This window comes from Escherichia sp. WS1152 (genome assembly GCF_046487665.1).
In the GTDB taxonomy this organism is placed as follows: domain Bacteria; phylum Pseudomonadota; class Gammaproteobacteria; order Enterobacterales; family Enterobacteriaceae; genus Escherichia; species Escherichia coli.
The window spans coordinates 101,541-115,384 of sequence record NZ_JBJQJA010000005.1 but is presented as its reverse complement, the minus strand read 5'-3'; the positions used below and the strand labels follow the sequence as shown (position 1 = coordinate 115,384).

The 13,844-nt window shown below is 51.9% G+C and carries 10 protein-coding genes; 9 read left to right on the top strand and 1 reads right to left on the bottom strand.

What is annotated here, in order from left to right:
* Positions 1 to 112 precede the first annotated feature (112 nt).
* The 6 genes from yhhW (at position 113) to ACJHW7_RS10070 (ending at position 7,475) form a co-directional block, all read left to right on the top strand.
* Positions 113 to 808, top strand: coding sequence for a quercetin 2,3-dioxygenase (gene yhhW / locus ACJHW7_RS10095; RefSeq protein ID WP_000639811.1), 696 nt, complete (start codon positions 113 to 115; stop codon positions 806 to 808).
* A gap of 223 nt (positions 809 to 1,031) precedes the next feature.
* Positions 1,032 to 2,027 carry a gluconate operon transcriptional repressor GntR gene (gntR, locus tag ACJHW7_RS10090; RefSeq protein ID WP_000730247.1) on the top strand — a complete coding sequence of 332 codons (996 nt, stop codon included), beginning with the start codon at positions 1,032 to 1,034 and terminating at the stop codon, positions 2,025 to 2,027.
* 138 nt (positions 2,028 to 2,165) lie between these two features.
* Entirely contained in the window at positions 2,166 to 2,693 is a 528-nt protein-coding gene (gene gntK / locus ACJHW7_RS10085; RefSeq protein WP_000108330.1) for a gluconokinase, read from the top strand.
* A 3-nt stretch (positions 2,694 to 2,696) separates the two neighbouring features.
* Complete coding sequence (gene gntU, locus ACJHW7_RS10080) at positions 2,697 to 4,037, top strand: gluconate transporter (RefSeq protein ID WP_000210111.1); 1,341 nt, start codon at positions 2,697 to 2,699, stop codon at positions 4,035 to 4,037.
* Between the two features lie 139 nt (positions 4,038 to 4,176).
* On the top strand, positions 4,177 to 6,273 hold the full coding sequence (locus ACJHW7_RS10075) for a RecQ family ATP-dependent DNA helicase (protein ID WP_021557278.1): 2,097 nt from the start codon (positions 4,177 to 4,179) through the stop codon (positions 6,271 to 6,273).
* Positions 6,180 to 7,475 carry a DNA-processing protein DprA gene (locus tag ACJHW7_RS10070; protein WP_011310318.1) on the top strand — a complete coding sequence of 432 codons (1,296 nt, stop codon included), beginning with the start codon at positions 6,180 to 6,182 and terminating at the stop codon, positions 7,473 to 7,475. Before ACJHW7_RS10075 ends, ACJHW7_RS10070 begins: the two co-directional genes overlap by 94 nt.
* Positions 7,476 to 7,520: 45 nt before the next feature.
* Here the strand turns inward: ACJHW7_RS10070 and yhgN are convergent, their stop codons facing one another.
* Complete coding sequence (gene yhgN / locus ACJHW7_RS10065) at positions 7,521 to 8,114, bottom strand: NAAT family transporter YhgN (RefSeq protein WP_001002544.1); 594 nt, start codon at positions 8,112 to 8,114, stop codon at positions 7,521 to 7,523.
* 191 nt (positions 8,115 to 8,305) lie between these two features.
* Between yhgN and asd the strand changes: the two genes are divergently transcribed.
* The 3 genes from asd to glgX all read left to right on the top strand — a co-directional run bounded on the left by asd (position 8,306) and on the right by glgX (position 13,838).
* Positions 8,306 to 9,409: an aspartate-semialdehyde dehydrogenase gene (asd, locus tag ACJHW7_RS10060; RefSeq protein WP_000799956.1), complete on the top strand. Its 1,104-nt coding sequence runs from the start codon at positions 8,306 to 8,308 to the stop codon at positions 9,407 to 9,409.
* Positions 9,410 to 9,681: 272 nt separating this feature from the next.
* On the top strand, positions 9,682 to 11,868 hold the full coding sequence (gene glgB, locus ACJHW7_RS10055; protein WP_001283746.1) for a 1,4-alpha-glucan branching enzyme: 2,187 nt from the start codon (positions 9,682 to 9,684) through the stop codon (positions 11,866 to 11,868).
* Positions 11,865 to 13,838, top strand: a complete 1,974-nt coding sequence (gene glgX / locus ACJHW7_RS10050; protein ID WP_021557277.1) for a glycogen debranching protein GlgX — start codon at positions 11,865 to 11,867, stop codon at positions 13,836 to 13,838. Before glgB ends, glgX begins: the two co-directional genes overlap by 4 nt.
* Positions 13,839 to 13,844: the final 6 nt, after the last annotated feature.

Genomic DNA, 13,844 nt, shown 5'->3' with positions numbered 1-13,844 from the left:
CCCTCAAATAGTTCAATTTTTTTGAACAGAGGGGTCAATTTTCACCCTCTATCATCCCAGGCAGATCGGGTCCACACTAAGCCCATCGAAATCATTCAGGGGGCGAATACAAATGATCTACTTACGCAAAGCAAATGAACGTGGTCATGCAAATCATGGCTGGCTGGACTCCTGGCATACTTTCTCTTTTGCCAACTATTACGATCCGAACTTTATGGGCTTCTCCGCGCTGCGCGTGATTAACGACGACGTGATTGAAGCAGGGCAGGGCTTCGGCACTCACCCGCATAAAGATATGGAAATTTTGACCTACGTGCTGGAAGGTACTGTTGAGCACCAGGACAGCATGGGCAATAAAGAGCAGGTTCCGGCGGGCGAGTTCCAGATTATGAGTGCGGGTACGGGTATTCGTCACTCAGAGTACAACCCAAGCAGCACCGAGCGTCTGCATCTGTATCAGATCTGGATCATGCCTGAAGAAAACGGTATTACGCCGCGTTATGAACAGCGTCGCTTCGATGCCGTGCAGGGCAAACAACTGGTGCTTTCGCCAGATGCGCGAGATGGTTCATTGAAAGTGCATCAGGATATGGAACTGTACCGCTGGGCGTTGCTGAAAGATGAGCAGTCGGTGCATCAGATTGCCGCTGAACGCCGCGTCTGGATCCAGGTGGTGAAAGGCAATGTCACCATTAACGGCGTGAAAGCCTCGACCAGCGATGGTCTGGCAATCTGGGATGAGCAGGCAATCTCCATCCATGCGGATAGCGACAGCGAAGTGTTACTGTTCGATCTGCCGCCGGTTTAAAACTCAACGGCATCTTTGAAGCCTGCCCTTTTGCAGGCTTCCTCGCTCGCTCCGGTCGCGTGCTGATGTACGCTTCCGGGGTTTTGCCGCGTCGTTAGCACAATGCGATGCAATTGATTTAGTGTATATCTAATAATTGTAAACAAGCACTGTTTTCCCCGGGAAGGTTCTGATGCGTCCGTGTTAAACTAAGAGAATCTATCTCTTTTGTACCTTCAGGACGATGAAAAAGAAAAGACCCGTACTTCAGGATGTGGCTGACCGTGTAGGCGTGACCAAAATGACGGTCAGCCGTTTTTTACGCAACCCGGAGCAGGTTTCCGTCGCTCTACGCGGCAAGATTGCCGCGGCTCTTGATGAACTGGGCTATATTCCCAATCGTGCGCCCGATATCCTCTCTAACGCCACCAGCCGGGCGATTGGCGTCCTGTTACCTTCTCTCACCAACCAGGTTTTCGCGGAAGTATTACGCGGAATCGAAAGCGTCACCGACGCGCACGGTTATCAGACCATGCTGGCCCACTACGGTTATAAACCGGAAATGGAGCAAGAACGTCTCGAATCAATGCTCTCATGGAATATCGACGGACTTATCCTCACCGAACGTACCCACACGCCGCGCACCTTAAAGATGATTGAAGTGGCGGGGATTCCCGTGGTGGAACTGATGGACAGCAAGTCGCCATGCCTCGATATTGCCGTCGGTTTTGATAACTTTGAAGCGGCACGCCAGATGACCGCCGCCATTATTGCTCGCGGGCATCGCCATATTGCCTATCTCGGCGCACGTCTCGACGAACGTACTATCATCAAACAGAAGGGATACGAACAGGCGATGCGGGATGCAGGCCTGGTGCCGTATAGCGTGATGGTTGAGCAATCTTCTTCTTACTCTTCCGGTATTGAACTGATTCGCCAGGCGCGGCGGGAATATCCGCAGCTGGATGGCGTGTTCTGTACTAATGATGATCTGGCGGTCGGCGCGGCGTTTGAATGTCAGCGTCTGGGGTTAAAAGTTCCTGACGATATGGCGATTGCCGGTTTCCACGGTCATGACATTGGTCAGGTGATGGAGCCACGACTTGCGAGCGTGCTGACGCCGCGTGAGCGGATGGGCAGTATTGGCGCTGAACGCCTTCTGGCGCGTATTCGTGGCGAATCTGTGACACCGAAAATGTTAGATTTAGGTTTCACCTTGTCACCGGGCGGATCTATTTAAGCCCACAAATTTGAAGTAGCTCACACTTATACACTTAAGGCACGGATGGATATTGCTTCTGATATTGTCCGGCCGGAGAATGTTACCGATAACAGTTACCCGTAACATTTTTAATTCTTGTATTGTGGGGGCACCACTTTGAGCACGACTAACCATGATCACCACATTTACGTCTTGATGGGCGTATCGGGCAGCGGCAAATCTGCGGTCGCAAGTGAAGTGGCGCATCAACTTCATGCCGCGTTTCTTGATGGCGATTTCCTCCATCCACGGCGCAATATCGAAAAAATGGCGTCTGGCGAACCGCTGAATGACGACGATCGCAAACCGTGGTTGCAGGCGCTGAACGACGCCGCGTTTGCTATGCAGCGCACTAATAAAGTGTCGCTGATCGTCTGTTCTGCATTGAAAAAACACTATCGCGACTTGCTGCGTGAAGGTAATCCGAATCTCTCTTTCATCTACCTGAAAGGCGATTTTGATGTGATTGAAAGCCGCCTGAAAGCGCGCAAAGGCCATTTCTTTAAAACCCAAATGTTGGTGACGCAGTTTGAAACGCTGCAGGAGCCGGGTGCGGACGAAACCGATGTACTGGTGGTGGATATCGATCAACCGCTGGAAGGTGTTGTGGCAAGCACCATTGAGGTTATTAAAAAAGGCAAATAAGTAGTGACTACATTAACGCTTGTTTTAACAGCAGTAGGGTCTGTTTTACTGCTGCTGTTTTTAGTCATGAAGGCGCGTATGCACGCTTTCCTGGCTTTAATGGTGGTGTCCATGGGGGCTGGCCTTTTTTCCGGTATGCCGCTCGATAAAATCGCAGCGACGATGGAAAAAGGGATGGGAGGCACCCTCGGCTTCCTGGCGGTGGTTGTCGCCCTGGGAGCTATGTTTGGCAAGATCTTACATGAAACCGGCGCAGTCGATCAGATTGCCGTCAAAATGCTTAAATCCTTCGGTCACAGCCGCGCGCATTATGCCATCGGCCTTGCGGGGCTGGTCTGTGCGCTACCGCTGTTCTTTGAAGTGGCGATTGTTCTGCTGATTAGCGTTGCTTTCTCAATGGCGCGCCACACCGGTACGAACCTGGTGAAGCTGGTAATCCCATTATTCGCAGGCGTGGCGGCCGCGGCTGCGTTCCTGGTGCCAGGGCCAGCGCCAATGCTGCTGGCATCGCAGATGAACGCCGATTTTGGCTGGATGATCCTGATTGGCCTGTGTGCGGCAATTCCGGGAATGATTATTGCCGGGCCGCTGTGGGGTAACTTCATCAGCCGTTACGTTGAGCTGCATATTCCTGACGACATCAGCGAGCCGCATCTCGGCGAAGGCAAAATGCCGTCCTTCGGATTCAGCCTGTCGCTGATCCTGCTGCCGCTGGTGCTGGTGGGGCTGAAAACCATTGCCGCGCGTTTTGTGCCGGAAGGCTCTACCGCTTACGAATGGTTCGAGTTTATTGGTCATCCGTTTACCGCGATTCTGGTTGCTTGTCTGGTAGCGATTTATGGCCTGGCAATGCGTCAGGGCATGCCAAAAGACAAAGTGATGGAGATTTGCGGTCACGCGCTGCAACCGGCGGGGATCATTCTGCTGGTGATTGGTGCGGGCGGCGTGTTCAAACAGGTGCTGGTTGACTCTGGCGTAGGTCCGGCACTGGGCGAAGCGTTAACCGGCATGGGCCTGCCGATTGCTATCACCTGCTTCGTGCTGGCAGCTGCAGTGCGCATCATTCAGGGTTCTGCAACCGTTGCCTGTTTAACGGCGGTGGGACTGGTGATGCCGGTTATTGAACAACTGAACTACTCCGGTGCGCAAATGGCGGCGCTGTCGATTTGTATCGCCGGTGGTTCGATTGTTGTCAGCCACGTTAACGACGCTGGTTTCTGGTTGTTCGGTAAATTTACCGGCGCGACCGAAGCCGAAACGCTGAAAACCTGGACCATGATGGAAACCATCCTCGGCACTGTCGGTGCCATCGTTGGGATGATTGCGTTCCAGCTGTTGAGTTAATTACTGCGACAAATTACTGCGAGCTTGCTCGCAGTAATTCATTTCTCTTTTCTCCTCTCTTCATCTTTTTGATCTCTCTCGCAAATTTACCTGCAAATAATCCGTTCTAATCACTGCCCAAAGATCGCAGGAGATAAAGATGGAAAAGCACGCAGCTGAATTGCTTTTACAGCGGATGTTAGGAAATACCACCGCTACTTTCAGGGAAGGGCAATGGGAAGCCATAGACGCGGTGGTGAACCAACGGCGAAAACTGCTGGTTGTCCAACGCACTGGCTGGGGGAAAAGTGCTGTGTACTTCATCGCCAGTAAAATCTTCCGCGATCGCGGCGCTGGCCCGACAATTATCATCTCTCCTTTGCTTGCCCTGATGCGTAACCAGGTTGCCGCCGCTGAACGGTTAGGTATTACGGCTGAAACGTTGAATTCTACAAACAGAGAAGAATGGCAGCGCATTAGCGATAAGTTGCTGCAAGGTGAGGTCGATTGCTTGCTGGTTTCCCCGGAACGTTTGGCAAACCAGGACTTTATCGAAACGGTTTTATATCCTATAGCCGATCGTATTGGCTTGCTTGTGGTCGACGAGGCGCACTGCATCTCTGATTGGGGCCACGATTTTCGCCCGGATTACCGACGTATATTAGATATTTTGCGCCAACTACCTGCGAATACCCCTGTTCTGGGTACAACCGCGACAGCGAATAACCGTGTCGTTGAGGATATCCGTCAGCAATTGGGTGACATTGTGATTCAGCGTGGAACGCTGGCTCGCGAAAGTTTGGCGCTTGATGCCTTAGTCTTAGGTGAACAGTCATCCCGTCTGGCATGGTTAGCAACGGTTATCCCTCAGTTTTCCAAATCGGGAATTGTTTATACCCTGACTACTCGCGATGCCGAACTTGTCGCCGAGTGGTTAAGGAAAAATGGTATCAGTGCATTTGCTTACTACAGCGGCGTGACTTGCGAAGGCGCGGAAGATTCTAATACTGCCAGGGAATATCTGGAGCAGGCGTTGCTGGCAAATAAAATTAAAGTGCTGGTTGCGACAACGGCGCTGGGAATGGGCTTTGACAAACCGGATTTGGGGTTTGTTATTCATTACCAGATGCCAGGTTCGATAGTTGGTTACTACCAACAGGTGGGGCGTGCCGGTCGCGGTATCGATTCTGCTGTTGGCATACTGCTTTGCGGCAGTGAAGACCGTGCTATTCATAAATTCTTCCGTGAAAGCGCCTTTCCTGCGGAGGCGCAAATTCATGAAATACTCAACGTACTTAGCGTGAATGACGGTCTTACCTTACGAGGCATTGAACAACGGACGAATCTCCGTTATGGGCAAATAGAAAAAGCACTGAAATTATTGGTAGCTGAAAATCCATCGCCTGTGGTGTATACCGAGAAATTATGGCGCAGAACAATTGTCAGTTTTTCTCCTAACCATGAACGAATTAACCATTTGATGAATCAGAGAAAAAGTGAGCTGGCAGACGTTGAAAGCTATATCACGACCAAGGAGTGCAAAATGCAATTTCTGCGCCGCGCACTCGATGAGCCAGGTGCCGAACATTGTGGTAAATGTAGCAGTTGTCTTCAGCATCCGTTGTTGTCGCCCGACATTGATAGCGGCTTACTCCATGCGGCAAACTTATTTATTAAACACGCTGACCTGCCATTAAATCTCAATAAACAGGTGGCAGCTGGGGCTTTTACGCAATACGGATTTAAAGGGAACTTGCCTGCGAGTTTACAAGGATCTACGGGGCGAATCCTTTCTCGTTGGGGAGATTCCGGGTGGGGAAAGCAGGTAGCACAGGAGAAAAAAACGGGGCGATTCAGTGATGAACTGGTGGAGGCATGTGCGGAAATGGTTCGCCAACGCTGGAATCCGCATCCTGAACCAACCTGGGTATGCTGCGTTCCTTCATTAAAGCACCTCGACCTGGTTCCTGATTTTGCCCGGCGACTGGCGGCGAAACTTGGCTTACCTTTTATTGATGCCATTGAAAAAGTCGTGGACAATCCACCGCAGAAAATGCAGCAAAACCGTTTCCACCAGTGTCAAAATCTCGACGGGGCGTTTGTGATTACCCCTCCTTTGATGCCTGGTCCGGCGTTGCTGGTTGACGATATCGTGGATTCTGCATGGACGCTGACAGTTCTGACAGCACTGTTACGCCAGGCAGGTTGCCCGACGGTTTATCCTCTTGCCCTTGCTTCTACCTCGGTAAAAAATTGATGAATCTTTCAGCCAATGCACAAGCAACTCTCCTGCTAACCAGCGATTTTTCTCGCGCGGCGGCGAGTGAGTATAAACCTCTTAGTAATAGTGAATGGGGGAAGTTTGCATTATGGCTGAAGCACCAACGTATCAGTCCCGCCGAGCTTCTGGTGCCGCAACCGCAAGAGAAACTTACAGGCTGGAGCGATCCGCGTATTTCTCAGGAGCGTATTCTTGGCTTGCTGGCGCGTGGTCATAGTCTGGCGTTGGCGGTAGATAAGTGGCAACGCGCCGGTTTATGGATCTTAACCCGCGGAGATGCTGATTATCCCGTTCGCTTGAAAAACCGATTGCGAACGGATGCACCTCCCGTTTTATTTGGCTGCGGGAATAAAGCATTACTGCAAGCGGAAGGTATGGCGATTGTTGGCTCGCGAGATGCTCCGACTGACGATTTGCGCTATACCCAACAACTGGCCGCGAAACTGGCCCAACAGGGGATTTGCGTTATCTCTGGTGGTGCGCGAGGTATTGATGAATGTGCAATGGCGTCGGCACTGGAGGCCGGGGGAACTGCTGTTGGCGTATTAGCTGATAGCTTGTTAAAAACGAGTACGTTAGTGAAATGGCGTGAAGGGCTTATAGCAGGCAACCTGGTGTTGATTTCGCCGTTTTACCCAGAGGTACGTTTCACCGTCGGCAATGCGATGGCGCGAAATAAATATATTTATTGCCTTGCTGAAAGCGCAATGGTTGTACGTGCGGGAATGACCGGTGGAACGATAACCGGGGCGATGGAGGCATTAAAACATCAGTGGCTGCCTGTGCAGGTTAAACCAAATCAGGATATGCAATCAGCCAATTCACGATTAGTAGAAAATGGGGCGTCATGGAGTGCTGAACAGGCTGAGAATGTGACGATCAGACTGCCAGACGTTCCTGGGCTGATGTATGACAGAGCACTCCGTAACGCTCAACCAGAACTGTTTTCGCTGCATGAAGATGACGCAAATTACGCAGTAATGCCCGCGTATACGCCTGTCGATTTTTATCAACTCTTTGTGGCGGAACTGGCGATCCTTGCAAAGGAATCGATAAGTATTGAAAGGCTGGCGTCTTGTACTGGTTTAACCATCGAACAAATTAGTGTGTGGCTGAACCGCGCAGAAGAAGAGGGAAGGGTTATCCGATTGGGCGAAGGTCATTATCAGTTCAGGTAATAAAACAGGTGCCGCGTCTGGTTGTGTGCAGCACCTGTTTGAACCTTACCCCTTCATCCACATTCGAATGCCGTCGAGGAACATCTGGGTTGCCATCATCACCAGAATCAATCCCATCAGGCGTTCAAGTGCGTTCACCCCTTTCTCGCCCAGCAGACGTAAAAATAGCGAAGACTGTAGCAGGATGACAAAGGTGCCGCCCCAGGCCAGCAGCAGAGCAATCACCAGATGTCCCATCTGATTCGGGTACTGATGAGACAACAACATCAGCGTGGCGAGAATAGTTGGCCCGGCGACCAGCGGAATTGCCAGCGGCACGATAAATGGCTCTTCACCTGCCGGAAGCCCGCTGCTATTTCCTGAAGCGCTGGGGAAAATCATCTTAATGGCAATTAGAAACAGAATGATGCCGCCAGAAATGGAGACGGTTTCTGCTCTCAGGCTGAGAAATGCCAGAATTTTCTCACCCGCAAACAGGAACACCAGCATCACCAGGAGAGCAATAAGCAACTCTCGCACCATGATTGCCCGCCGTCTTTTCGGTTCAGTATGTTTCAGTACGGACATGAAAATAGGTAGGTTTCCGAGCGGATCCATAATCAGGATCAATAAAACTGCTGCAGAAATGATTTCATTCATAACTCAAATTCCCTGATAATTGCCGCGGACTTTCTGCGTGCTAACAAAGCAGGATAAGTCGCATTACTGATGGCTTCGCTATCATTGATTAATTTCACTTGCGACTTTGGCTGCTTTTTGTATGGTGAAAGATGTGCCAAGAGGAGACCGGCACATTTATACAGCACACATCTTTGCAGGAAAAAACGCTTATGAAAAATGTTGGTTTTATCGGCTGGCGCGGTATGGTCGGCTCCGTTCTCATGCAACGCATGGTTGAAGAGCGCGACTTCGACGCCATTCGCCCTGTCTTCTTTTCTACTTCTCAGCTTGGTCAGGCTGCGCCGTCTTTTGGCGGAACCACTGGCACACTTCAGGATGCCTTTGATCTGGAGGCGCTAAAGGCCCTCGATATCATTGTGACCTGTCAGGGCGGCGATTATACCAACGAAATCTATCCAAAGCTTCGTGAAAGCGGATGGCAGGGTTACTGGATTGACGCAGCATCGTCTCTGCGCATGAAAGATGACGCCATCATTATTCTTGACCCCGTCAATCAGGACGTCATTACCGACGGATTAAATAATGGCATCAGGACTTTTGTTGGCGGTAACTGTACCGTAAGCCTGATGTTGATGTCGTTGGGTGGTTTATTCGCCAATGATCTTGTTGATTGGGTGTCCGTTGCAACCTACCAGGCCGCTTCCGGCGGTGGTGCGCGACATATGCGTGAGTTATTAACCCAGATGGGCCATCTGTATGGCCATGTAGCAGATGAACTCGCGACCCCGTCCTCTGCTATTCTCGATATCGAACGCAAAGTCACAACCTTAACCCGTAGCGGTGAGCTGCCGGTGGATAACTTTGGCGTGCCGCTGGCGGGTAGCCTGATTCCGTGGATCGACAAACAGCTCGATAACGGTCAGAGCCGCGAAGAGTGGAAAGGGCAGGCGGAAACCAACAAGATCCTCAACACATCTTCCGTAATTCCGGTAGATGGTTTATGTGTGCGTGTCGGGGCATTGCGCTGCCACAGCCAGGCATTCACTATTAAATTGAAAAAAGATGTGTCGATTCCGACCGTGGAAGAACTGCTGGCTGCGCACAATCCGTGGGCGAAAGTCGTTCCGAACGATCGGGAAATCACTATGCGTGAGCTAACCCCAGCTGCCGTTACCGGCACGCTGACCACGCCGGTAGGCCGCCTGCGTAAGCTGAATATGGGACCAGAGTTCCTGTCAGCCTTTACCGTGGGCGACCAGCTGCTGTGGGGGGCCGCGGAGCCGCTGCGTCGGATGCTTCGTCAACTGGCGTAATCTTTATTCATTAAATCTGGGGCGCGATGCCGCCCCTGTTAGTGCGTAATACAGGAGTAAGCGCAGATGTTTCATGATTTACCGGGAGTTAAATAGAGCATTGGCTATTCTTTAAGGGTGGCTGAATACATGAGTATTCACAGCCTTACCTGAAGTGAGGACGACGCAGAGAGGATGCACAGAGTGCTGCGCCGTTCAGGTCAAAAAAATGTCACAACCAGAAGTCAAAAATCCAATTGGATGGGGTGACACAATAAAACAGGAAGACAAGCATGTCCGATCGTATCGATAGAGACGTGATTAACGCGCTAATTGCAGGCCATTTTGCGGATCCTTTTTCCGTACTGGGAATGCATAAAACCACCGCGGGACTGGAAGTCCGTGCCCTTTTACCCGACGCTACCGATGTGTGGGTGATTGAACCGAAAACCGGGCGCAAACTCGCAAAACTGGAGTGTCTCGACTCACGGGGATTCTTTAGCGGCGTCATTCCGCGACGTAAGAATTTTTTCCGCTATCAGTTGGCTGTTGTCTGGCATGGTCAGCAAAACCTGATTGATGATCCTTACCGTTTTGGTCCGCTAATCCAGGAAATGGATGCCTGGCTATTATCTGAAGGTACTCACCTGCGCCCGTATGAAACCTTAGGCGCGCATTCAGATACTATGGATGGCGTCACAGGTACGCGTTTCTCTGTCTGGGCTCCAAACGCCCGTCGGGTCTCGGTGGTTGGGCAATTCAACTACTGGGACGGTCGCCGTCACCCGATGCGCCTGCGTAAAGAGAGCGGCATCTGGGAATTGTTTATCCCTGGGGCGCATAACGGTCAGCTCTATAAATACGAGATGATTGATGCCAATGGCAACTTGCGTCTGAAGTCCGACCCTTATGCCTTCGAAGCGCAAATGCGCCCGGAAACCGCGTCTCTTATTTGCGGGCTGCCGGAAAAGGTTGTACAGACTGAAGAGCGCAAAAAAGCGAATCAGTTTGATGCGCCAATCTCTATTTATGAAGTTCACCTGGGCTCCTGGCGTCGCCACACCGACAACAATTTCTGGTTGAGCTACCGCGAGCTGGCCGATCAACTGGTGCCTTATGCTAAATGGATGGGCTTTACCCACCTCGAACTACTGCCCATTAACGAGCATCCCTTCGATGGCAGTTGGGGTTATCAGCCAACCGGCCTGTATGCACCAACCCGCCGTTTTGGTACTCGCGACGACTTCCGTTATTTCATTGATGCTGCACACGCAGCTGGTCTGAACGTGATTCTCGACTGGGTGCCAGGCCACTTCCCGACTGATGACTTTGCGCTTGCCGAATTTGATGGTACGAACTTGTATGAACACAGCGATCCGCGCGAAGGCTATCATCAGGACTGGAACACGCTGATTTACAACTATGGTCGCCGTGAAGTCAGTAACTTCCTCGTCGGTAACGCGCTTTACTGGATTGAACGTTTTGGTATTGATGCGCTGCGCGTCGATGCGGTGGCGTCGATGATTTATCGTGACTACAGCCGTAAAGAGGGGGAGTGGATCCCGAACGAATTTGGCGGGCGCGAGAATCTTGAAGCGATTGAATTCTTGCGTAATACCAACCGTATTCTTGGTGAGCAGGTTTCCGGTGCGGTGACAATGGCTGAGGAGTCTACCGATTTCCCTGGCGTTTCTCGTCCGCAGGATATGGGCGGTCTGGGCTTCTGGTACAAGTGGAACCTCGGCTGGATGCATGACACCCTGGACTACATGAAGCTCGACCCGATTTATCGTCAGTATCATCACGATAAACTGACCTTCGGGATGCTCTACAACTACACTGAAAACTTCGTCCTACCGTTGTCGCATGATGAAGTGGTCCACGGTAAAAAATCGATTCTCGACCGCATGCCGGGCGACGCATGGCAGAAATTCGCTAACCTGCGCGCTTACTATGGCTGGATGTGGGCATTTCCGGGCAAGAAACTGCTGTTCATGGGGAACGAATTTGCCCAGGGCCGCGAGTGGAACCATGACGCCAGCCTCGACTGGCATCTGTTGGAAGGCGGCGATAACTGGCACCACGGTGTCCAGCGTCTGGTGCGCGATCTGAACCTCACCTACCGCCACCATAAAGCGATGCATGAACTGGATTTTGACCCGTACGGCTTTGAATGGCTAGTGGTGGATGACAAAGAACGCTCGGTGCTGATCTTTGTGCGTCGCGATAAAGAGGGTAACGAAATCATCGTTGCCAGTAACTTTACGCCGGTGCCGCGTCATGATTATCGCTTCGGCATTAATCAGCCAGGCAAATGGCGTGAGATCCTCAATACCGATTCCATGCACTATCACGGCAGTAATGCAGGCAATGGCGGCACGGTACACAGCGATGAGATTGCCAGCCACGGTCGTCAGCATTCACTAAGCCTGACGCTACCACCGCTGGCCACTATCTGGCTGGTTCGGGAGGCAGAATGACACAACTCGCCATTGGCAAACCCGCTCCCCTCGGCGCGCATTACGACGGTCAGGGCGTCAACTTCACACTTTTCTCCGCTCATGCCGAGCGGGTAGAGCTGTGTGTCTTTGACGCCAATGGCCAGGAACATCGCTATGACTTGCCAGGGCACAGTGGCGACATTTGGCACGGTTATCTGCCGGATGCGCGCCCGGGTTTGCGTTATGGTTATCGCGTTCATGGCCCCTGGCAACCCGCCGAGGGGCATCGCTTTAACCCGGCGAAGTTGTTGATTGATCCTTGCGCGCGGCAAATTGACGGGGAATTTAAAGATAACCCGCTGCTGCACGCCGGTCATAATGAACCTGACTATCGCGACAACGCCGCCATTGCGCCGAAATGCGTAGTGGTGGTTGATCACTATGACTGGGAAGATGATGCCCCGCCGCGCACGCCGTGGGGCAGCACCATCATTTATGAAGCCCATGTTAAAGGATTAACGTACCTGCACCCGGAGATCCCGGTCGAGATCCGTGGCACTTATAAAGCCCTCGGGCATCCGGTGATGATCAACTATTTGAAACAGTTGGGCATTACCGCGCTGGAACTGCTGCCGGTGGCGCAGTTTGCCAGTGAACCACGTCTGCAACGCATGGGGCTAAGTAACTACTGGGGTTACAACCCGGTGGCGATGTTTGCGCTGCATCCGGCGTATGCCTGCTCGCCAGAAACGGCGCTGCATGAGTTTCGCGATGCAATCAAAGCACTGCATAAAGCGGGTATCGAAGTCATTCTTGATATCGTGCTCAACCATAGTGCGGAACTGGACCTCGACGGCCCGTTATTCTCGCTGCGTGGGATCGACAACCGTAGCTATTATTGGATAAGAGAAGACGGCGATTATCACAACTGGACCGGTTGTGGCAACACGCTCAATTTGAGTCACCCGGCGGTGGTGGATTATGCCAGCGCCTGCCTGCGTTATTGGGTAGAAACCTGCCACGTCGATGGTTTCCGCTTTGATCTGGCGGCAGTCATGGGCCGTACGCCAGAGTTCCGTCAGGATGCGCCGTTGTTTACCGCTATCCAGAACTGCCCGGTGCTCTCGCAGGTGAAGTTAATTGCTGAACCGTGGGATATCGCTCCTGGTGGTTATCAGGTGGGAAATTTCCCGCCGCTTTTTGCCGAGTGGAACGATCATTTCCGCGATGCTGCCCGTCGTTTCTGGCTGCATTATGATTTGCCTCTGGGGGCGTTTGCAGAGCGTTTTGCTGCCTCCAGCGATGTTTTTAAACGTAATGGTCGTCTGCCTAGTGCCGCGATTAATCTCGTCACCGCACATGACGGTTTTACGCTGCGCGACTGCGTTTGCTTCAACCATAAACACAATGAAGCAAACGGAGAAGAAAATCGCGACGGGACCAACAACAATTACAGTAACAATCATGGTAAAGAAGGGTTAGGCGGTACTCTTGATCTGGTTGAACGGCGGCGCGACAGCATTCATGCCCTGTTAACAACGTTGTTGCTCTCCCAGGGCACGCCGATGTTACTGGCCGGTGACGAACATGGTCACAGCCAGCATGGCAATAACAATGCCTACTGTCAGGATAACCAATTAACCTGGTTGGACTGGTCGCAGGCAAGCAGTGGTTTAACCGCATTTACCGCCGCGTTAATCCATCTGCGCAAGCGTATTCCCGCTTTGGTGGAGAATCGCTGGTGGGAAGAAGGCGACGGCAATGTCCGTTGGCTAAATCGATATGCTCAACCTTTAAGCACGGATGAGTGGCAAAACGGGCCGAAACAGCTGCAAATTCTGCTCTCGGATCGCTTTTTGATCGCAATTAACGCCACGCTTGAGGTAACAGAGATTGTTTTACCTGCTGGGGAGTGGCACGCCATTCCCCCATTCGCTGGAGAGGATAACCCAGTGATTACGGCTGTCTGGCAGGGACCTGCACACGGATTGTGTGTGTTCCAGAGATGATAAAAA

Bases quoted from the DNA above. Each gene is read 5' to 3' on its own strand.
- yhhW (WP_000639811.1), top strand. From the start codon at position 113: ATGATCTACTTACGCAAAGCAAATGAACGTGGTCATGCAAATCATGGC.
- gntR (WP_000730247.1), top strand. From the start codon at position 1,032: ATGAAAAAGAAAAGACCCGTACTTCAGGATGTGGCTGACCGTGTAGGC.
- ACJHW7_RS10075 (WP_021557278.1), top strand. From the start codon at position 4,177: ATGGAAAAGCACGCAGCTGAATTGCTTTTACAGCGGATGTTAGGAAAT.
- ACJHW7_RS10070 (WP_011310318.1), top strand. From the start codon at position 6,180: ATGGACGCTGACAGTTCTGACAGCACTGTTACGCCAGGCAGGTTGCCC.
- yhgN (WP_001002544.1), bottom strand. From the start codon at position 8,114: ATGAATGAAATCATTTCTGCAGCAGTTTTATTGATCCTGATTATGGAT.
- asd (WP_000799956.1), top strand. From the start codon at position 8,306: ATGAAAAATGTTGGTTTTATCGGCTGGCGCGGTATGGTCGGCTCCGTT.
- glgB (WP_001283746.1), top strand. From the start codon at position 9,682: ATGTCCGATCGTATCGATAGAGACGTGATTAACGCGCTAATTGCAGGC.
- glgX (WP_021557277.1), top strand. From the start codon at position 11,865: ATGACACAACTCGCCATTGGCAAACCCGCTCCCCTCGGCGCGCATTAC.